Annotated in this window: 15 protein-coding genes and 1 pseudogene; 7 read left to right on the forward strand and 9 right to left on the reverse strand. The window is 73.6% G+C overall.

The window, feature by feature from the left end; all coding sequences use genetic code 11:
- Positions 1-225: 225 nt before the first annotated feature.
- The gene (locus SGA01_RS24940; RefSeq protein ID WP_141298630.1) at positions 226-1,428 is read left to right on the forward strand and encodes an amino acid deaminase/aldolase; all 1,203 of its coding nucleotides are present in this window, start codon (positions 226-228) and stop codon (positions 1,426-1,428) included.
- 50 nt (positions 1,429-1,478) lie between these two features.
- On the opposite strand, the gene SGA01_RS24945 is transcribed toward SGA01_RS24940, so the two are convergent.
- The 4 genes from SGA01_RS24945 to SGA01_RS24960 form a co-directional block, all read right to left on the reverse strand.
- Entirely contained in the window at positions 1,479-2,735 is a 1,257-nt protein-coding gene (locus SGA01_RS24945; RefSeq protein ID WP_141298632.1) for an HAD family hydrolase, read from the reverse strand.
- An 81-nt stretch (positions 2,736-2,816) separates the two neighbouring features.
- Positions 2,817-3,605, reverse strand: a complete 789-nt coding sequence (locus SGA01_RS24950) for a 3-oxoacyl-ACP reductase (protein WP_141298634.1) — start codon at positions 3,603-3,605, stop codon at positions 2,817-2,819.
- Positions 3,606-3,611: 6 nt separating this feature from the next.
- The gene (locus SGA01_RS24955; RefSeq protein WP_141298636.1) at positions 3,612-4,988 is read right to left on the reverse strand and encodes an aldehyde dehydrogenase family protein; all 1,377 of its coding nucleotides are present in this window, start codon (positions 4,986-4,988) and stop codon (positions 3,612-3,614) included.
- A gap of 16 nt (positions 4,989-5,004) precedes the next feature.
- A complete protein-coding gene (locus SGA01_RS24960) occupies positions 5,005-6,369 on the reverse strand; it encodes a glutamine synthetase family protein (RefSeq protein WP_141298638.1) in 1,365 nt (454 codons plus the stop codon).
- A gap of 90 nt (positions 6,370-6,459) precedes the next feature.
- On the opposite strand from SGA01_RS24960, the gene SGA01_RS24965 reads away from it, so the two are divergent.
- From SGA01_RS24965 to SGA01_RS24975, 3 genes are all read left to right on the forward strand, one after another.
- Entirely contained in the window at positions 6,460-7,188 is a 729-nt protein-coding gene (locus SGA01_RS24965; protein WP_141298640.1) for a FadR/GntR family transcriptional regulator, read from the forward strand.
- A 131-nt stretch (positions 7,189-7,319) separates the two neighbouring features.
- Positions 7,320-8,801 (forward strand): ethanolamine permease, encoded by a 1,482-nt coding sequence (gene eat / locus SGA01_RS24970; RefSeq protein ID WP_141298642.1) that lies wholly within the window; start codon positions 7,320-7,322, stop codon positions 8,799-8,801.
- 47 nt (positions 8,802-8,848) lie between these two features.
- Entirely contained in the window at positions 8,849-9,586 is a 738-nt protein-coding gene (locus SGA01_RS24975) for a gamma-glutamyl-gamma-aminobutyrate hydrolase family protein (protein ID WP_141298644.1), read from the forward strand.
- A 152-nt stretch (positions 9,587-9,738) separates the two neighbouring features.
- Here SGA01_RS24975 and SGA01_RS24980 read toward each other — a convergent pair whose 3' ends face one another.
- Complete coding sequence (locus SGA01_RS24980) at positions 9,739-10,842, reverse strand: C45 family autoproteolytic acyltransferase/hydrolase (protein ID WP_141298646.1); 1,104 nt, start codon at positions 10,840-10,842, stop codon at positions 9,739-9,741.
- Complete coding sequence (locus SGA01_RS24985; RefSeq protein WP_141298648.1) at positions 10,839-12,296, reverse strand: purine-cytosine permease family protein; 1,458 nt, start codon at positions 12,294-12,296, stop codon at positions 10,839-10,841. Before SGA01_RS24985 ends, SGA01_RS24980 begins: the two co-directional genes overlap by 4 nt.
- A gap of 91 nt (positions 12,297-12,387) precedes the next feature.
- Here SGA01_RS24985 and SGA01_RS24990 point away from each other — a divergent pair.
- Positions 12,388-13,008 (forward strand): annotated as a pseudogene (locus SGA01_RS24990) (TetR/AcrR family transcriptional regulator); the annotation flags it as partial.
- A gap of 337 nt (positions 13,009-13,345) precedes the next feature.
- Positions 13,346-14,977: an amidohydrolase gene (locus SGA01_RS25000; RefSeq protein WP_141298650.1), complete on the forward strand. Its 1,632-nt coding sequence runs from the start codon at positions 13,346-13,348 to the stop codon at positions 14,975-14,977.
- Between the two features lie 283 nt (positions 14,978-15,260).
- Here SGA01_RS25000 and SGA01_RS25010 read toward each other — a convergent pair whose 3' ends face one another.
- Complete coding sequence (locus SGA01_RS25010) at positions 15,261-16,211, reverse strand: LysR family transcriptional regulator (RefSeq protein ID WP_174867465.1); 951 nt, start codon at positions 16,209-16,211, stop codon at positions 15,261-15,263.
- Positions 16,212-16,281: 70 nt separating this feature from the next.
- On the opposite strand from SGA01_RS25010, the gene SGA01_RS25015 reads away from it, so the two are divergent.
- Positions 16,282-17,499 (forward strand): TDT family transporter, encoded by a 1,218-nt coding sequence (locus tag SGA01_RS25015; RefSeq protein WP_141298653.1) that lies wholly within the window; start codon positions 16,282-16,284, stop codon positions 17,497-17,499.
- On the opposite strand, the gene SGA01_RS25020 is transcribed toward SGA01_RS25015, so the two are convergent.
- Positions 17,414-18,181 (reverse strand): helical backbone metal receptor, encoded by a 768-nt coding sequence (locus tag SGA01_RS25020; protein WP_141298655.1) that lies wholly within the window; start codon positions 18,179-18,181, stop codon positions 17,414-17,416. The genes SGA01_RS25015 and SGA01_RS25020 overlap by 86 nt on opposite strands.
- A complete protein-coding gene (locus SGA01_RS25025) occupies positions 18,178-18,729 on the reverse strand; it encodes a helix-turn-helix domain-containing protein (RefSeq protein WP_055644467.1) in 552 nt (183 codons plus the stop codon). The genes SGA01_RS25020 and SGA01_RS25025 overlap by 4 nt, the downstream gene beginning before the upstream one ends.
- Positions 18,730-18,786: the final 57 nt, after the last annotated feature.

Raw genomic sequence — 18,786 nt, forward strand, 5'->3', positions numbered from 1 at the left:
CGGCGCGGGTGCCGGGGTCTGCGGAGAGGCGGCCGGGCGCGATGGGGTCGGGGGGAGGAGAGCGTCGGTGATGCGGGACGCGGGGCGTGGGTGTTCGGCGGTCATCCCCGTCCCCCTCGTGTCGACAATGCCCGTCACTCTACGGGCTGTTCCCCGCGGTGGAGGAACCGGGCGGACCGGGGTCGGGGGCTACCCACCCGTATAGCTGTCTGGCAAGCTCGGGCCATGACTCCCCGCGCCGCCGACCGGGCCCGTTACGACCGTGCCACCGCTCACCTCGACGCGCCCGTGGCGATCGTCGACCTGGAGGCCTTCGACGACAACGCCGCGGATCTCGTCCGCCGGGCCGCAGGCAAGCCGATCCGCGTCGCGAGCAAGTCCGTGCGCTGTCGCGCGCTCCTGGAGCGGGTGCTGGCGCGGGACGGGTTCGCCGGGATCATGTCGTTCACGCTCGACGAGTCGCTGTGGCTCGCGCGTGCCGGCTTCGACGACGTGCTGCTCGCCTATCCGTCGGCGGACCGCGCCGGCTTCGCCGAGCTCGCGCGGGATCCGAAGCTCGCCGCCGCCGTGACGGTGATGGTCGACGACGTGGCCCAGCTCGATCTGATCGACGCCTCCCGCGCGGGCGGGGCGGAGGAGATCCGGGTCTGCCTGGAGCTGGACACGGCGCTCCACCTCCTCGGCGGGCGGGTCCGGATCGGAGCCCGGCGCTCGCCGCTGCGCACCCCCGCCGACCTGGCCGAGGTGGCCCGTTCCGTGGTGCGGCGGCCGGGCTTCCGGCTGGTCGGGATCATGGCGTACGAGGGCCATGTCGCCGGTGTCGGCGACTCGGTCGCGGGTCGGCCGCTGCGCTCGCGGGCGATCCGGCTGATGCAGTCCGCCGCCCGCCGGGAGCTGGCGGAGCGCCGCGCGGCCGTCGTCCGTGCCGTCCGGGCGGTCGCCCCGGACCTGGAGTTCGTGAACGGCGGCGGCACCGGGAGCGTGCAGCACACGGCCGCGGAGGACGCGGTGACGGAGATCGCCGCCGGTTCGGGGCTGTTCGTGCCGCGTCTCTTCGACAACTACACCTCCTTCGACGGCCGCCCGGCCGCGCTCTTCGCGCAGCCCGTCGTCCGCCGTCCCGGTGTGGGCGTGGTGACCGTCCTCGGCGGCGGCTATCCCGCGTCCGGGGTGGCGGGCCCGGACCGGCTGCCCGTGCCGTACCTGCCGGAGGGGCTGCGCTACGACCCGCAGGAGGGTCCGGGCGAGGTCCAGACCCCGCTGCTCGGCTCGCCGGCCGACGACCTGCGGATCGGCGACAAGGTGTGGTTCCGGCACGCGAAGGCCGGCGAGCTCTGCGAGCGGTTCGATTCGCTCCGGCTGGTCGAGGGCGACCGGATCACGGCCACCGTGCCGACCTACCGGGGGGAAGGGCAGACCTTCCTCTGAGGCGCGCCTTGGCGGGCCTGCCTCAGCGGGCGCGCCTCTGCCTGCGCGCCTCAGAACACCGTGTCCCGCTGGTCCGGGATCACCGTGCCGTCGGGGCGGCGGACCGGTTCCGCCGTGCCGTCGCCCGCCGTGTAGCCCGTCGTGGCGCAGGGGTACGGGGTGACCTTCTGCCCCTTCGGCTGGATGAACATGGGGTTGACGAGCCAGCGGCCGTCGCCGTTCTCGTACGCCCGGCACATCAGCTCGTTCTTGTTGCGGTTGAGGACCAGGCGCAGGCCGGTCGCGTCCCGCAGGAACGAGATGTCCGTGTCGGAGTCCCCGGCGGCGAACACCTGCCGCCGTGAGGCCGGCTGTGCGCGCTCGGCGGCGGGTCCGCGCACGCCGAGGATCTCCTGGTTGATCCAGCAGCGCTTGCCGTCGATGTACGTGATCATCTCGTCCTCGCCGTCCCGGACCGTGCCGCAGCCCTTCAGATGGGCGGTGAGCCTGCCGTGCTCGGTGGTGTTGCGGATGCCGAGGGCGTGGGAGGGGTCGACGCCGACGCCCTTCGCCCAGACGTCGACGACGGGTTCGGGCGAGGCGGAGACGATCCAGACGTCGAAGCCGGCGCGCCGAAGGGTGCCGATCAGGTCGCGCTGCTGCTCGTAGTAGCGGACCCAGCCGGTGACCCGGGCGGTGCCGACCTGCTGGGTGGCGCCCTGCGGCGCGGCGAGGTTCTCGGCCCGTGCGGCGGCCGCGAAGGACTCGACCTGGCGGGTGGTCCAGCCGCGCAGGAGCTGGGCGAGCCAGGCGTACTGCGGCTCCATGCGGCGGTGGTCGTGGCCGGCGAAGGCGGTCTTCCCGCCGGTGGTGGCGCCCGTGCCGTAGACGGAGAGGAGTTCGTCGGCGCAGCGGGTGTCGGTGGACGTGGGGAGGGTGCGGACGCCGGTGGGACAGGCGTCGCCGAGGGCGGTGGCGGCCTCGGGGGTGAGGTACCGGCTGGTGGTGGACCAGTCGCCGCCGCGGGGCGGCCGTATGCGGTCGTTGCGCAGGAGCCAGTAGAAGGTGGCGTCGCCGACGTCGTTCTTGATGACGGTGTTGTCCCAGTCGAAGACCGCGACGGGCTTCTTCTTCCGGGTCCCTCTGTCGTCGCAGTGGTCGGCGATCAGGGCGTCGATGCGCGCCTTGTTGTCGCCGTACCAGCCGTCGGAGCTGTTCAGGGTGGGGCATCCGGCGGGCCTGGCCTCGGCCTGGCCGGCGGAGACGAGGCCGGTGGCCGCGAGGACGAGCGCGGCGGCGGCCGCGGAGGTGCGGAGTCGGTGGTTCATGATCACTCTCCTGTCTGTACGCGGAACAGCCGGGCGCCTTGCGACGCCCGGCTGTCGGGTGGGGGGACGGGGGGTGAACGGCTAGAGCGGCGTCACGTACGCGCCCGAGATTCCGCCGTCGACGAGGAAGTCGCTGGCGTTGACGAAGGAGGAGTCGTCGCTGGCGAGGAAGGCCACGGCGGCGGCGATCTCCTCGGCCTCGGCGAAGCGGCCGACCGGGATGTGCACGAGGCGGCGCGCGGCCCGCTCCGGGTCCTTGGCGAACAGCTCCTGGAGGAGGGGGGTGTTGACCGGTCCCGGGCAGAGGGCGTTGACCCGGATGCCCTCGCGGGCGAACTGGACGCCCAGCTCGCGGGACATGGCGAGGACACCGCCCTTGGAGGCCGTGTACGAGATCTGGCTGGTGGCCGCGCCCATGATCGCGACGAAGGAGGCGGTGTTGATGATGGAGCCCCGGCCCTGGCGGCGCATGTAGGGGAGTGCGGCCTTGCAGCACAGGAAGACGGAGGTGAGGTTGACGTCCTGGACGCGCTTCCAGGCCTCCAGGCCGGTCTCCAGGATGGAGTCGTCGTCGGGCGGCGAGATGCCGGCGTTGTTGAAGGCGATGTCGACGGAGCCGTAGGTCTCGAAGGCGGTGCGGAACAGCGCCTCGACCTCCTCCGGGTCGGTGACGTCGACCTTCACGAAGGTGCCGCCGACGGCCTCGGCGGCGGCCTTGCCGGCCACCTCGTCGATGTCTCCGCAGACGACGTTGGCGCCCTCGGAGGCGAGGCGGCGGGCGGTGGCGAGCCCGATGCCGCTGCCGGCTCCGGTGATGACGGCGGTACGGCCGACCAGGCGGCGGCAGATGATCTCTTCGGTCGTGGACATGGGTGCTCAGGCCTCCGTGCTGATGAAGACGTTCTTGGTTTCGGTGAAGGCGGTCAGGGCGTCGGGGCCCAGTTCACGGCCGAGGCCGGACTGCCGGTAGCCGCCGAACGGGGTCCAGTAGCGGACGCTGGAATGGGAGTTGACGGAGAGGTTGCCCGCCCGGACGGCGCGGGAGGCGCGCAGGGCGCGGCCGACGTCCCGGGTCCAGATCGATCCGGAGAGGCCGTACTCGGTGGCGTTGGCGAGCCGGATCGCGTCGGCCTCGTCGTCGAAGGGCAGGACGACGGCGACCGGGCCGAAGACCTCCTCGACGGCGCAGGGGGCGTCCTCGGGTACGTCGGTGAGGACGGTCGGCGGGAACCAGAAGCCGGGGCCTTCGGGGGCCTTGCCGCGGATCCCCTTGAGGTCCTCGGTGACGTAGGAGCGGACGCGGTCGAGCTGGGCGCGGGAGATGAGGGGGCCCATCTGGGTGCGCTCGTCGAGCGGGTCGCCGACGACGATCTCCTCGATCGCGGGCGTGAGGAGCTCCAGGAAGCGGTCGTACGCGCTCCGCTGCACGAGGATGCGGGTGCGGGCGCAGCAGTCCTGGCCGCTGTTGTCGAGGAAGGACATGGGCGCCGCGGCGGCCGCCGCCTCGATGTCCGCGTCGGCGAAGACGATGTTGGGGCTCTTGCCGCCGAGTTCGAGAGTGAGTCGCTTCACCTGGTCGGCGCACTTCGCCATGATCGATTTGCCGACCCTGGTGGAGCCGGTGAAGACGATCTTCGCGATGCCGGGGTGCTCGACGAGAGCGTTGCCCGCGACCGGGCCCGTGCCCGGGAGGACCTGGAAGAGGCCTTCGGGCAGGCCCGCCTCCAGGGCGAGAGCGGCGAGGCGGAGCGCGGTGAGGGGGGTGGTCTCGGCGGGCTTGAGGATCACCGCGTTGCCGGCGGCGAGGGCGGGTGCGGTGGCCCAGGCGGCGATCGGCATGGGGAAGTTCCAGGGCGCGATGACGCCGACGACCCCGAGGGGTTCGAGGATCGTGACGTCGAGGCCGCCGGCCACCGGGATCTGGCGGCCGTTGAGGCGCTCGACTCCCCCGGCGGCGAAGTCGAGCAGGTCGCGGACGTTGCCGGCCTCCCAGCGGGCGTTGCCGATGGTGTGCCCGGCCTCGGCGACCTCCAGGTGGGCGAGCTCCTCGACATGCTCGTCGACGACGACCGCGAAGCGGCGGAGCAGCCGGGCGCGGTCGGCGGGCGCGGCGGCGGCCCAGCCGCGCTGGGCGACGGTGGCGCGGGCGACGGCGGCGTCGATGTCGGCCGGGGTGGCGGCGGGGACGGTGGCGACCAGCTCCTCCGTCGCCGGGTTCAGTACCTGGAGCAACTCGTTCCTTTCAGTGCTCACTTCTCTACTCACTGACTCAGAGGCGTTCGAAGGAGCGGCGCAGCTCCCAGTCGGTCACCGCGGCGTCGAAGGCGTCGAGCTCGACCCGGGCCATGTTGCGGTAGTGGGCGACGACCTCGGCGCCGAAGGCGGCCTTGGCGATCTCGCTGGTCTCCCAGAGTTCGGCGGCCTCGCGCAGGGTGGTGGGGACGTGCGCGTACTCGGCCGTGTAGGCGTTCCCGGTACAGGGCGGCGGCAGTTCGAGGCGCTGCTCGATCCCGTACAGGCCGGCGGCGACCAGGCCCGCGACGGCGAGGTAGGGGTTGACGTCGCCGCCGGGGAGGCGGTTCTCGAAGCGGGTGGAGCGGCCGTGGCCGACGACCCGGAGCGAGCAGGTGCGGTTGTCGTGGCCCCAGGCGACGGCGGTTGGCGCGAAGGAGCCGGGCTGGAACCGCTTGTAGGAGTTGATGTTGGGGGCGTAGAGGAGGGAGAAGTCGCGGAGGGCGGCGAGCTGTCCGGCGAGGAAGTGCCGCATGGTCGCGGACATGCCGTGGTCGCCGTCGCCCGCCATCACGTTCTCTCCGTCGGCGTTCTGGAGAGAGAGGTGGATGTGGCAGGAGTTGCCCTCGCGCTCGTTGTACTTCGCCATGAAGGTGAGGGAGTAGCCCTCCTGGGCGGCGATCTCCTTGGCGCCCGTCTTGTAGACGGCGTGCCGGTCGCAGGTGACGAGGGCCTCGTCGTACTTGAAGGCGATCTCGTGCTGGCCGGGGTTGCACTCGCCCTTGGCGGACTCGACGGTGAGTCCGGCGCCGGTCATCTCGTTGCGGATGCGGCGCAGGAGGGGTTCGATGCGGCCGGTGCCGAGGACGGAGTAGTCGATGTTGTATTGGTTGACGGGGGTGAGGCCGCGGTAGTTCGCGTCCCAGGCCTGCTCGTAGCTGTCCTTGAAGACGATGAATTCCAGCTCGGTGCCGACGTGGGCGGTGAAGCCGTGTTCGGCGAGGCGCTCCAGCTGGCGGCGGAGGATCTGGCGGGGGGCCGCGACGACCGGGGTGCCGTCGGCCCAGGCGAGGTCGGCCGTCACCATGGCGGTGGCCTCGTTCCAGGGGAGGCGGCGGAGGGTGGTGAGGTCGGGGTGCATCGCGAAGTCGCCGTATCCGCGGTCCCAGGACGACATCTCGTAGCCGTCGACGGTGTTCATCTCGGTGTCGACGGCCAGAAGATAGTTGCAGCCCTCGGTGCCGTGGCCGAGGACGTCGTCCAGGAAGAACTGTGCGGCGAACCGCTTGCCCTGGAGCCGTCCCTGCATGTCGGGGAAGGCCAGGACGACGGTGTCGATCTCGCCGCTCGCGACGAGGGCACGCAGCTCCTCGACGGTGAGCGGGGGTGTGCGGTCTGCCACGGGATTACTCCTCCTTCGGCCTGCCGGGAGCCATAAGGTATTGCCGAAGACCATTGCTTGGGAAGTGCTTGAGAAAGGGAAACGAGGAACGTGGCCAGTACGAGTGAACCGGCGGACCGGCTGACGCCCGTGCTGCGGCCGGTGCGGGCGGGCAACGGCTTCGAGGAGGCGCTGCAGCAGATCCTGCAGGTGGTGAGGCTCGGTCTCGTGCCGGACGGGGAGCGGCTGCCCGCCGAGCGGGAGCTGGCCGACCGGATGGGGATCAGCCGGGTGACCCTGCGCGAGGTCCTCAAGGTCCTCCAGGAGCAGGGGCTCGTGGAGAGCCGGCGCGGCCGGTACGGCGGAACGTTCGTGCTGCCCCGCGTCCAGACCGCCGACGAGGACGAGCTCCGCCGCCGGATCGCCTCGGTCGACATGGAGGACACCCTGCGCTTCCGTGAGGTCCTGGAGGTGGGGGCCGCCGGACTCTGCGCGACCCACGGGCTCGACGCGGCGGGCGCCGATCGACTGCGGGCCGCCGTGGCGGCGACACACGACGCCCCGCTGGCCGAATACCGCCGTCAGGACACCCTGCTCCACCTCACGCTCGCCGAGCTCTCCGGCTCGCCGACGCTGACCGCGCAGTACGCCGCCGTCCGGGCGACGGTGAACGACCTGCTGGACTGCATCCCCCTGCTCGTACGCAATCTGGAGCACTCCCAGCACCAGCACACCGCACTGGTGGAGGCGGTCCTCGACGGGGACGCGGACGCGGCGCGCGAGGTGATGCGGGAGCACTGCGCGGGCACGGCGGCGCTGCTGCGGGGGTTCCTGACGTAGGGCGGGGGCGTTCGGGGGCAGCGGGGGCGCGCGTAACCCGAAAGTAACGCACGGGGGTTGCGCTCCCCCGTCGGCCACCGCAAAGGTATGGCTCCAATCCATTGGGCCCGCTGCGGGGAGCTGACGCTGCCATGACGCTCGAAGACACCACCGGAAACACCCCCGGGGGGACGTCCCAAGGGACGTCCGGGGGCACCACCCCACCGAAGGACGACTACCTTGAACGGCGCGCGCTGCGCCGCGGCAGCGCCGGCTGGCTGCTGCTCACCGGCCTCGGCGTCGCCTACGTCGTCTCCGGGGACTTCTCCGGCTGGAACATCGGCCTGTCGAAGGGCGGCTTCGGCGGACTCGCCGTCGCCACCGTCCTCATGGGCGCGATGTACGCCTGTCTGGTCTTCGCGCTCGCCGAGCTCTCCGCGATCCTGCCCACGGCGGGCGGCGGCTACGGCTTCGCCCGCCGGGCACTCGGCACCTGGGGCGGTTTCCTCACCGGCACCGCGATCCTCATCGAGTACGTCCTCGCCCCCGCCGCGATCTCCATCTTCATCGGCGACTACGTAGAGTCCCTCGGCCTCTTCGGCCTGGAGTCCGGCTGGCCGGTCTACCTCGTCTGCTTCGCCCTCTTCATCGGGATCCACCTGTGGGGCGTGGGCGAGGCGCTGCGCTTCAGCCTGATCGTGACGGCCATCGCGGTCGCGGCGCTCGTCGTCTTCGCGCTCGGCGCGTTCACCGACTTCCACGTCGACGGCCTGAACGACATCCCGGTCGACGGCGAGGCCTTCGGGTCGAACTCCTGGCTGCCCTTCGGACTGCTCGGGATCTGGGCCGCGTTCCCCTTCGGCATGTGGTTCTTCCTCGGCGTGGAGGGCGTGCCGCTCGCCGCCGAGGAGGCGAAGGACCCGGTGCGGTCGATGCCGAGGGCGCTCGCGATCTCGATGGGCATCCTGGTGCTCCTCGCCGTCGTGACCTTCCTCGCCGCCACCGGCGCGCGCGGCTCGGCCGCCGTCCAGGAGGCCGGCAACCCGCTCGTCGTGGCGCTCCAGGGCGACGGGGAGCCGACGGCGCTCAGCCGCTTCGTGAACTACGCGGGCCTCGCGGGCCTCGTCGCCTCCTTCTTCTCGCTCATCTACGCCGGATCACGCCAGCTCTTCGCGCTCTCCCGGGCCGGCTACCTGCCCCGCTTCCTCTCCCTCACCAGCCGCCGCAAGTCGCCGTACCTGGGGCTGCTCATCCCGGGCGCGATCGGCTTCGCGCTCGCCGCCGGGACCGGGAACGGCGCGCGGATGCTGAACATCGCGGTCTTCGGCGCCACGATCTCGTACGCCCTCATGGCGCTCTCGCACATCGTGCTGCGGCGCCGGGAGCCGGGGCTGCACCGGCCCTACCGGACGCCCGGCGGGATCGCGACCTCGTCCGTCGCGTTCGTCCTGGCGCTCTCGGCGCTCGTCGCGACGTTCCTGGTGGACCGGACGGCGGCGTTCATGGCCCTCGGGGTGTACGTGATCGCTCTCGCCTACTTCGCGTTCTACAGTCGGCACCATCTGGTGGCCGGCGCGCCGGAGGAGGAGTTCGCGGCGCTCGCCGCGGCCGAGGCCGAACTCGCACGCGACTGATCCACCGACGGCCCCGTCCCGCTCGCCCGCATCTCTGGAGGAAGCACGTGTCCAAGCCGCTCATCGGCGTGACCACCTACCTGGACCAGGCCCGATGGGGGGTGTGGGACATGCAGGCCGCACTGCTGCCCGCGCCGTACCCGCGGCTCGTCCGGGAGAGCGGGGGGCTCGCCGTGATGCTGCCGCCGGACGACGCGGCCGCCGCGGCGGAGGTCGTGGCCCGCCTCGACGGGCTGGTCGTCGCGGGCGGGGCGGACGTCGAGCCCGTACGGTACGGGGCCGAGCCCGACCCCCGTACCGGCCCGCCGGCCCGCGCCCGGGACTCCTGGGAACTGGCCCTGATCGACGCGGCCCTGGCCTCCGGCACACCGCTGCTCGGGATCTGCCGGGGAATGCAGCTGCTGAACGTGGCCCTCGGCGGGACGCTGGTCCAGCACCTCGACGGGCACGTCGAGGCGGTCGGCGTGATCGGCCGGCACGCGGTCAAGCCGGTGCCGGGCACGCGCTACGCCTCCCTGGTGCCCGAGCTGGCCGAGGTGCCGACCTACCACCACCAGGCCGTGGACCGGCTGGGCACGGGGCTCGCGGCCTCGGCCCACGCCGAGGACGGCACGGTGGAGGCGGTGGAGCTGTCCGCCCCCGCCTGGGCCCTCGGCGTGCAGTGGCATCCGGAGATGGGCGAGGACCTGCGGGTGATGCGGGGACTCGTCGAGGCGGCAAGGGCTCGACGCGCCCTGCCCGAGATGAGGGGACCCGTCGAGGCTGCGGGGGCTCGACAGGGGTGAGGTGAGCCGAGTCCGGCTTGGCCCGGCTCGGGTCGGGTCGGGTCGGCTCGCGCGGTGAGCCGGGTCCAGCCCGACTCAGTCCGGCTCGGCTGTGGGCTGAACCGGGTCCGACCCAGCTCAGCTCAGCTCGGCTCGGTCCAGCTCAGTGCGGCTCAGCCCAGCTCGGCTCGGCCCGACGGCGCGGTGAGCCGGGTCCAGGTCGACGGGGCGGCCGTGCAGGGGCCGCCGTCGTGGACCAGCAGGCTCCGCTCCGTCGGGTCGACCGCGACCGTGGCCAGGGTCGCCCATCTGCCGCCGAGGGTTCCTTCGGCGGGGGCGTGGCAGCAGACCTCGGCGCCGTCGTCGCGGTGGGCGGCGAGCAGGCGCACGAGCGCGTCGGGGCCGAGCGGGCCGGATCGTTCGCGGACGCGCGCGGTGAGCAGACGGTGGCGGTCGTACGTCTCCGGCTCCCGGCGCCCGCGCAGTTCGCCGGCGGCGAGGGCCGGATCGAGGAAGTGGTTCGTGCGGACCAGCCAGCCGCGGTCGTCCGGGCTGACGACCGCCGAGCCGCCGGGGGCGAGTTCGACGGAGGCGGCGCGGTCCGCCGTCACCACGGTGATGACGGTGGACGCCGAGACCGGGGCGGCGGTGAGCAGGGCGACCGCCTCCGCGAACGACCCGGCCGCGCCGAGCACCTGGCGGGCCACGAGGTGGACGGGGACGCCGGTGGCGGCGTCGCCGGTGTGGCCGAGGATGTTGAAGAGCACCCCCACACCGGCGTCGTTGATTCCGATCTTCCCGAGGATGCCGTGCTCGGTGATCCCCGCGAAGCCCCGGGTGTCGCCGGTCACGGTCTGGAGGTGCCAGGCGTCGGCCAGCTCCTCGTGCCAGTCCCAGCACTGGCCCCCGGCGGTGGTCCGGGCGTCGCCGGTACGGACGAGGGTGGAGCACTCCCCCGACCTCGGCGCGCCGGCCTCGGCGAGGATCTCGGTGCGCGCGTTGAGCGCGGCGATCGTCAGGAACGGCAGCCCGGCGCCCTCGGCGACCCCCTCCATCTCCTCGACGAGCTCGGGCGCCCAGGCCCGGGTCGCGTCGACGGTACGGAGGGCGAGTGCCGGTACGTCGAGTGTCCGGCCGCCGGCCGCGGCGACGGTCGCGAAGAGTTCCTCGTAGACCTTCCACGCGCGCGTGATGCCCTCGCGGGCCTGCCGGCCGCGGTCCTCGCCCCGGCGCCTCGGCGAGTCCCCGCCGATCCGGAGGACCGTACGGCCGCTCACGCGGAGGCCCGGGCGGCGAGCGCGGCGGAGTCGTTCCGCATCAGGAGGGCGTAGAGGGTCGCGGCGACCGTCATGCCGACGGGCAGGGAGAGGTCCAGGCCGCCCAGGGCTCCGGCGACGGGGCCGGTGTAGAGGGTGTTGACGCAGAGGGCGGCCGAGGTCACGCCCGCCGCGAGGGCGAGGGCGCCTGCGGGGTTGACGCCCCGGGTGTACCAGAAGGGGCCGCCGGGGGTCTCGTCCGAGAGCGCGGGACCGTCGTAGCGGAACCGGCGGAGCACGATGTCGGTGGCGTAGACGGCCATCAGGGGGCCGCTCAGGACCACGATCACCTGGAGGGCGTTGCTGACGGTGTCGAGGAAGTTGGAGACGAGCAGCCCGTAGAGGGTCAGGGCCACGGCGACGGCGCCGTCGAAGAGGACGCTGACGGTACGGCGGATGCGGAGGCCGACGGCCTGGAGGGCGAGGCCGGCGCTGTAGGCGGTCAGGGCGTTGATGGAGATCGTGCCGAGGACGAGCGCGAGCAGGAAGACGGGGTTGAACCAGCCGGGCAGGATCGTCTGGAGTGCGTTCTGCGGGTCGCTCATGTCGACGGCGGTCGCGGCGAACGCGCCCAGCGAACAGACGGCGACGCTGGGCAGGAAGGCGCCGAGCGCCGTCCAGGCGACGATCGCCTTCTTCGAGGACGTGCGGGGCAGGTAGCGGGAGAAGTCGGCGCTCGTCGTGTAGGAGAGCGGCCCCGAGGCGATCATCGTGGTGCCCGCGACGAGGAGGGTCCAGAGCGGGGCGCCGCTGAGCGGTTCGGCGGGGGCGTACGAGAAGTCGGCGTGGCGCAGGACGGCGAACGCGACGACGGCGAAGGCCGCGATCAGGACGAGGGTGATCGGCAGGTACAGCTTGATGATCAGGGCGTGCCCGTAGACGCTGATGGCCAGGGTGAGCGCGGCGATGACCACGATCACGGCCACCTTGACGGGGGTGTTCGCCGTGATGCCAGTCTTCTCGACCAGGGCGAAGGCCGCGGTCGCCGCGGCGGCGAGGTTGAGGGCGAAGTAGCAGACGGAGACGAGCCAGCCGCCGACGGCGTTGTTCACGCGGTTGCCAAGCACGCCGTAGACGGCCCGGGTGATCACCTCGCTGGGCGCGCCCGCGGCGGGGCCCGAGGTGGCGAGCAGGCCGGTGAGCAGCCAGAAGAGGTTGCCGACGACGATCACGGCGACGGCCTGCCAGAGGGTCAGGCCCATGAGGACCAGGGCGCCGCCGATGACGAGGCTGAGGTAGTTGACGTTGGCCGCGGCCCACACGGAGAAGAGCTCGCGGGGGTGTCCGTGGCGTTCCCCGTCGGGGATGTGGTCGATGCCGTGGGCCTCGATGCGGCCGGGACTGTCGGCGGCGGCCGGAGGAGCGACCTGAGCCCCCTGGGAGCGCGGGATCGGGTCGGGGATCGTGGCAGACATGCGGCCCTCCGGATGCGGGTGGTGCCCACCAGGCGACCGTTCGGCGCCCACCTGGTTGCTTATTGGTCGCACACTCAATAGCATCCCGGGTATGTCGTCAAGCGTCCAGCGCAAGCGAGTTCGGAAATCCCCGGAAGCCCGGCGGGCGGAGATCGTGGAGACCGCGGCCCGGGTCGCCCTGACCGAGGGCCTGGAGTGCGTCACCCTGCGGCGTATCGCCGAGGAGCTCGCGGTCCGGCCCGGTCTGATCAGCCACTACTTCCCCTCGGCGGAGGACCTCGTGGCCGAGGCGTTCAGCGTCGCCTCCACCGGCGAGCTCGACACGCTGCTGCCCGCGGACCGGCCGCACGGGACGCCCACCCAGTACCTCGCCCGCTACTTCGCGCTCTCGGCCGGAGACGCGTACGACGACATCAGCCGGCTCTGGATCAACGCCCGGCACCTCAGCCGCTACCGTCCCGTCCTGCGCGACCGGGTCGCCGTACAGGAGCTCGCCTCCGACGACCGCCTCTCGGGGCTGATCCGCGAGGGTGTGGAGCGGGGCGAGTTCCGTACGGACGACCCGCGGGCGGCGGCCATCCAGATCCTGGTGGTGCTCGACGGCCTGGGCGCCCACGCGAACACCGACCGGAGCAACCGGCCGGAGGCCGTGACCCGGATGGCACTCACGACGGCGGAGCGCGAACTCGGCCTGGCGCATGGCGCCTTGACCGATGTCACGCCGCTCGTGGAGCCTGCGGAGGCGGGCGGGGTCGGTGAGCCGGGCGAGTCCGGTGAGACCGGCGATTCTGTTGAGACCGGTGCGCCTGGTGAGCCCGCTGAGCCCGGTGACTCTGGTGCGCCCGGTGAGCCGGGTGAGTCCGCCCTGCCCGGTGAGTCCGCCCTGCCCGACGAGTCCGCCCTGCCCGACGAGTCCCCCGGGCCTGCCGACCCGGCCCCTCCCCACTGACGGCCTTCGCCTCGCCGGCCTCAGCGGCTGCCCGCGCCCGTACGCCCGTACCCCCTTCCCCGGCTTCCCCAGTCACGTACCACCTCCCCCTGGAGACCCCGTGAGCACCACCCGCCTCGTCCTGCTCTCCGCCCGGCTGCTCGACCCCGCCACGGGGGCGTTCCTGCCGCAGACCGCGCTCGCCGTCTCCGACGACGGCCGGATCTCCGCCCTGGGCGACGACCGGGAGATCCGCGCCCTCGCGGGTCCCGGCACCACCGTCGTCGACCTCAAGGGCGCCGTCGTCACGCCCGGTCTCGTGGACGGTCACGTCCACCCCGTCACCGGCGCCGAACTGACCGGCGGCCTCGACCTGTCGGGCTGCGCCGACCTCGACGACGTACGGGCGGAGCTCGCCCGGGAGGTCCGCCGCCTCGCCCGCGGGGAGTGGCTGTTCGCCTGGGGGCTCGACCCGAACGTCTTCGGCGACCGGCCGGTCGGGGTCGCCCCCTTCGACGCCGTACTCGACGGTGTGCCCGCGTTCCTGCTGCTCTTCGACGCCCACTCGGCGCTGGCCAGCCGCCGGGCGCTCGAACTGGCCGGGGTCGACGGGCCGCGTACCTTCGCGCAGGCCTCCGCCGAGGTCGTCTGCGACGCGGACGGGCGCCCGACCGGACTGCTTCAGGAGGACGCGGCCTGCGCGCTGGTCGAGCGGGTCGCCCCGCAGCCCACGCGCGAGGAGCGCCGGGAGGGGCTCGCGGTCGCCCTGCGGGCGATGGCGGCGGCCGGTCTGACCGGCGGCCACGTCATGGACGCGAACGGAGACAGCCTCGCGCTGTACGGGGAGCTCGACGCCGCCGGCGAGCTGCCGCTGCGGCTGCGCGTCGCGCCCTGGTGCCAGCCCGGCACCGACGCGGACGGGGTGCGCGCCCTGATCGAGCAGCAGGGCACGGGCGGCGCGCTGTGGCGGGTCACGGGCGTGAAGCTCTTCATGGACGGGACCATCGACAACGGCACCGCGTGGCTGGAGCGGCCCGACCGCAACGGCGAGTCGACGGGCGCGTTCTGGCCGGATCCCGCCGCGTACACGCAGATCGTCGGGGAACTGCACCGGGCGGGCGTGGCCACCGCGACGCACGCGATCGGGGACGCGGCCGTACGACACGCCCTCGACTCCGTCGAGAAGGCCCAGGCCTCCGCCACGGTCGGGGTACGTCACCGGGTGGAGCACATCGAGACGGTGCCGGACGACACGCTGCGCCGCTTCGCCGAGCTGGGCGTCGTCGCCTCCATGCAGCCCACCCACTGCTGCGACTTCACCCGCGCCGACCACACCGACAACTGGTCGCGCCGCCTGGGCGAGGAGCGGGCCTCGCTGGCCTGGCGCTGCCGCGACCTGGTGGACTCCGGGGCGACCGTAGTCCTCGGCTCCGACTGGCCCATCGCGCCGTTCCCGCCGCTCGGCGTGCTGGCCGGGGCCCGGCACCGGCGTCCGAGCCGTGACCTCGGCCAGGCACCGCACGGGCCCGAGCAGGCGCTGACGGGTCTTGAGGCGCTGCGGGGCATGACGACGGGACCGGCGTACGCGGCGGGCGAGGAGCACGAGGCGGGCCGGCTCGCCGTCGGATACCGCGCCGACCTGACGGTCCTGGCGGCCGACCCGCTGACGACGCCCGCGACGGAGCTGGCGGACGTCCCGGTCCGCCTCACGGCGGTGGACGGCCGGGTGACGTTCCGGGCGACGGACCTCTGACGGGAGCGGCACCGGCGCCGTCGGCATGTGGGACGCCGCCCGCGCGCCGGACCGGAGGCGCCCGCAAGGGCGCGGGGCCAGGGCCCTAGGCCCTGGCCGGCGGATCAGGGTCGGACAGGCCGCGGCGGCTGGTGCGGTGCATCGCAAGGCGCCGGAGCGTCCCCATAGCGGTGGGGGCACCTCCCGTGCCCGAAGGGCTACGGGGGACTTGGGGACGTTTCGGCAACGCGGCGAGGTGCCGTGCCGGACGCCGCGGGCCCGGCCATGATCCGCCGGACAGGGCCTAGCCCCGGGTCAGCGACAGCAGGTCGCGGGCCGGGCCCGTCGGGCGGTGGCCGGCGGGCCAGACCGCGCGCAGGTCGCGGCGGAGCAGGACGCCCTCGACGGGGATGGCGACCAGGCGGCGGGAGGCCAGCTCCTCGGAGATGGCGAGTTCGCTGAGGACCGCCGGGCCCGCCCCGCTGACGACCGCGGCCTTCACGGCCGTCGTGGAGGCGAGTTCCAGGAGCGGCTCGGCGAGACCGCCGTGGCCGGCGAGCGCCGCGTCCAGGACCTGCCGGGTGCCCGAGCCGCGCTCCCGCAGGATCAGCGGGGTCGCGGCCAGCTCCGCCGGGTCGAGGGGTCCGCGGCGCCGAGCCCAGGGGTGCGAGGGCGCGGCGACGAGCGCGAGCCGGTCGTGCGCGACGACGACCCCGTCGAGCCCCTCCGGCACGGCGAGCCCCTCCACGAAGCCGACGTCGGCGTCGCCCGCGAAGAGCCGTTGCGCGACCGCCGCGGAGTTCCCGGCCTGGAGCGACACGGCCGTGTCGGGACGCGCGGCGCGCAGCGCGATCAGCCAGCCGGGCAGCAGGTACTCGGCGATCGTCATGGACGCGGCCACCCGCAGCCGCGAGTCGCGCCGCCCGCGCAGCGCCTGGGCGCCCGCGTCGAAGGCCTCCGCGGCCTCGACGATCCGCCGCGCCCAGTCCGTCACGAGCGCGCCCGCGTCGGTAAGCCGCGAGCCGCGGGGCGAGCGGTCGACGAGGGCCACGCCGAGCTGCCGCTCCATCGAGCGGATCCGGCTGCTCGCGGCGGGCTGGGTGATCCCGACCTCGCGGGCGGCCGCGCCGAGGCTGCCGTGCCGGGCGACGGCGAGGAGCAGTTCGAGCGCGCCGAGGTCCGGGACCCGGTGGGACAGGTGCGGCCGCGGCTCGTCGCCCTGTGGCCCGGGCCGCCCTGCTATCTCACTGCTCATAAACCCAGCTTATGACGTCATAGTCGCAAGATCCCTGGTGGGTGCGGCGAAAGGGCGCGACGGTGGGGTCATGGCAAGCCTCGCAGCACCCCGCACGGCCCCCGGTCCGGACTCACGCGCCACCACCCCCGGCGCGCACACCGCCTCCCCGACCATCTCCCCAGCCGCCTCCCCGGCCCGCTCCGTCCGTCACCTCGGACCCAACTGGTACGCCTCCGTCATGGGGACGGCCATCATCGCCAACGCGGGCGCAGCCCTCCCGGTGGACGTCCCCGGGCTCCGTACCGTCTGCGCGGCGATCTGGGCCCTGTCGCTCGCGATGCTGCTCGTTCTCGTCTCCGCCCGGACGCTGCACTGGATCCACCACCGCGACCAGGCTCGCGCCCATCTCATGGACCCCGCCATGGCGCCGTTCTACGGCTGCCTCTCGATGGCCCTGCTCGCCGTGGGCGGTGGCGCGATGATCGTGGGCCAGGACTGGATAGGGCTCCCCGCGGCCGTGGCGCTCGACACCGTCCTGTTCACCGCGGGCACGGCGATCGGTCTGGCGGCGGCCGTGGCCGTCCCGTACCTCATGGTGGTGCACCACCGGATCGAGAGCGCGTCCCCGGTGTGGCTGCTGCCGGTCGTCGCCCCCATGGTCTCCGCCGCGCTCGGCCCGCTGCTCGTGCCCCACCTGCCCGCCGGGCAGGCCCAGCAGACGCTGCTCGTCGCCTGCTACGCGATGTTCGGGCTCAGCCTGCTCGCCACCCTGGTCATGCTGCCGCTGGTCTTCGGCCGGCTCGTGACCGGTGGCCCGCTGCCGCTGGCGCTCACCCCCACGCTCTTCCTGGTCCTCGGCCCGCTGGGCCAGTCGACGACCGCCGCGAACAAGTTCGCCGACGTGGCCCCGGGCGTGCTGCCCGCCCCGTACGCACACGGTTTCGCCGCCTTCGCCGTCCTCTACGGGGTGCCCGTGATGGGCTTCGCCCTGCTGTGGCTGGCGCTCGCCGGGGCGATGGTGCTGCGGGCGCGGCGGCGGGGCATGGGCTTCGCGATGACGTTCTGGGCGTTCACCTTCCCGGTCGGGACCTGCGTGACCGGCGCCGAGGGGCTCGCCGCGCACACCGGTCTGGCCGCCTTCCGGTGGCTCGCCGTCGGCCTGTACGTGTTCCTCGTGGCGGCCTGGCTGGTGGCCGGTTTCCACACGGTGCGCGGGCTGCTCAGCGGCGCGCTGCTCGCAGGGCCCGGGTCAGCTCCCACGACAGTGCCCGCGGCGCCTCGGCCAGCGACGGCCCGTACCAGGTGAGCAGTCGCCCGTCGACGAGGGCGGCGGCGGTCCCGGGGAAGGCCTCGGGGCCGTCGTTCGCCGTGAAGCGGTAGGGCTCGTCGGGCAGGACGAGGAGGTCGGGGGCGGTGGCGCGGAGCTCGTCGAGCGGGATCCGCGGGTAGCGCTCCGGATGGTCCTCGTAGGCGTTGCGGACGCCGAGGCGGGCGAGCAGGTCGCCCGCGAAGGTGTCGCTGCCGAGGACCATCCAGGGGCGGCGCCAGATCGGCACGACGGCGGTCGGCGGCCTGCCGTCCGGTGCGGGCTCCAGGGGCGTCACGGACTCCCAGGCGGCCTCGGCCTCGGTCAGCCAGCGCGGCCTGCGCGGGGCGCCGCAGGCGGCGAGGACCCGCTCCAGTTCCCGCAGGCCCTGGTCGAGGGTGCGGATCTCGGTGACGAGGACGTCGAGCCCGGCGGCCCGCAGGGCGGCGAGGTCCGGGGCGCGGTTCTCCTCCTCGTTGGCGAGGACGAGGTCGGGCCTGAGGGCGGTGATCGCGGCGACGTCGGGGTTCTTGGTGCCGCCGATCCGTGCGACGTCGAGGCCGGCGGGGTGGGTGCACCACTCCGTCGCGCCGACGAGGACGCCGGGCGCGGAGACGGCGACGGCCTCCGTCAGGGAGGGGACGAGGGAGACGACCCGCGGTCCCGCGCCGGCTGCCCTCACTCCTCCTCGACCTCGACGTGGTCGGCGACGGCGACGACGAGGAGGCGGGTGCCGGGCTCGGTGGCCCGCCAGCGGTGCCGTACGCCTCCGGAGAGGTAGAGCGTGTCGCCGCGGCCCAGCCGGTGGGCGCGGCCCTCGGCCTCGACCTCGGCGGCGCCGTCGGCGACGTACAGCAACTCGTCGTTCCGGTGCTGGAACTCACGGCCCGCGTCCTGCTCGCCGGTGAACTCCAGGGCGTGCAGCTGGTGGCGGCCGCGGACGAGCCCGCGGACGCCGGGGGGCAGCGCGGCGGACCGCTCGTCCGCCCGGACGACGTCGACGGTGCGGGAGGCCTCGGCGGCGGCGAGGAGCTCGCCGGCGCTGGTCTCCAGGGCCTCGGCGACGAGTTCGAGGGAGCGGCGGCTGGGGCGGGCGCGCTCGTTCTCGACCTGGCTGAGGAAGGGCACGGAGAGGCCGCTGCGGGAGGCGACGACGGCCAGGGTGAGCTGGAGCGCTCTACGGCGTCTCTTGACGGCCGCGCCCACGCGGGGTGCTTCCTTCTCGTCCATGTCGGCTCCCTCCCTCGTCCCTCGTGCGTATCCGTACCGGGCGGTTACCTGAACCTT

The sequence above is a fragment of the Streptomyces gardneri genome (genome assembly GCF_006539185.1).
In the GTDB taxonomy this organism is placed as follows: Bacteria; Actinomycetota; Actinomycetes; order Streptomycetales; family Streptomycetaceae; genus Streptomyces; species Streptomyces gardneri.

What these genes read in the sequence shown, in the direction of transcription:
- eat (WP_141298642.1), top strand. Translation starts at nt 7,320, where the DNA reads ATGACGCTCGAAGACACCACCGGAAACACCCCCGGGGGGACGTCCCAA.
- SGA01_RS25015 (WP_141298653.1), top strand. Translation starts at nt 16,282, where the DNA reads ATGGCAAGCCTCGCAGCACCCCGCACGGCCCCCGGTCCGGACTCACGC.
- SGA01_RS25025 (WP_055644467.1), bottom strand. Translation starts at nt 18,729, where the DNA reads ATGGACGAGAAGGAAGCACCCCGCGTGGGCGCGGCCGTCAAGAGACGC.
- SGA01_RS24985 (WP_141298648.1), bottom strand. Translation starts at nt 12,296, where the DNA reads ATGTCTGCCACGATCCCCGACCCGATCCCGCGCTCCCAGGGGGCTCAG.
- SGA01_RS24950 (WP_141298634.1), bottom strand. Translation starts at nt 3,605, where the DNA reads ATGTCCACGACCGAAGAGATCATCTGCCGCCGCCTGGTCGGCCGTACC.
- SGA01_RS25010 (WP_174867465.1), bottom strand. Translation starts at nt 16,211, where the DNA reads ATGAGCAGTGAGATAGCAGGGCGGCCCGGGCCACAGGGCGACGAGCCG.
- SGA01_RS24945 (WP_141298632.1), bottom strand. Translation starts at nt 2,735, where the DNA reads ATGAACCACCGACTCCGCACCTCCGCGGCCGCCGCCGCGCTCGTCCTC.
- SGA01_RS24940 (WP_141298630.1), top strand. Translation starts at nt 226, where the DNA reads ATGACTCCCCGCGCCGCCGACCGGGCCCGTTACGACCGTGCCACCGCT.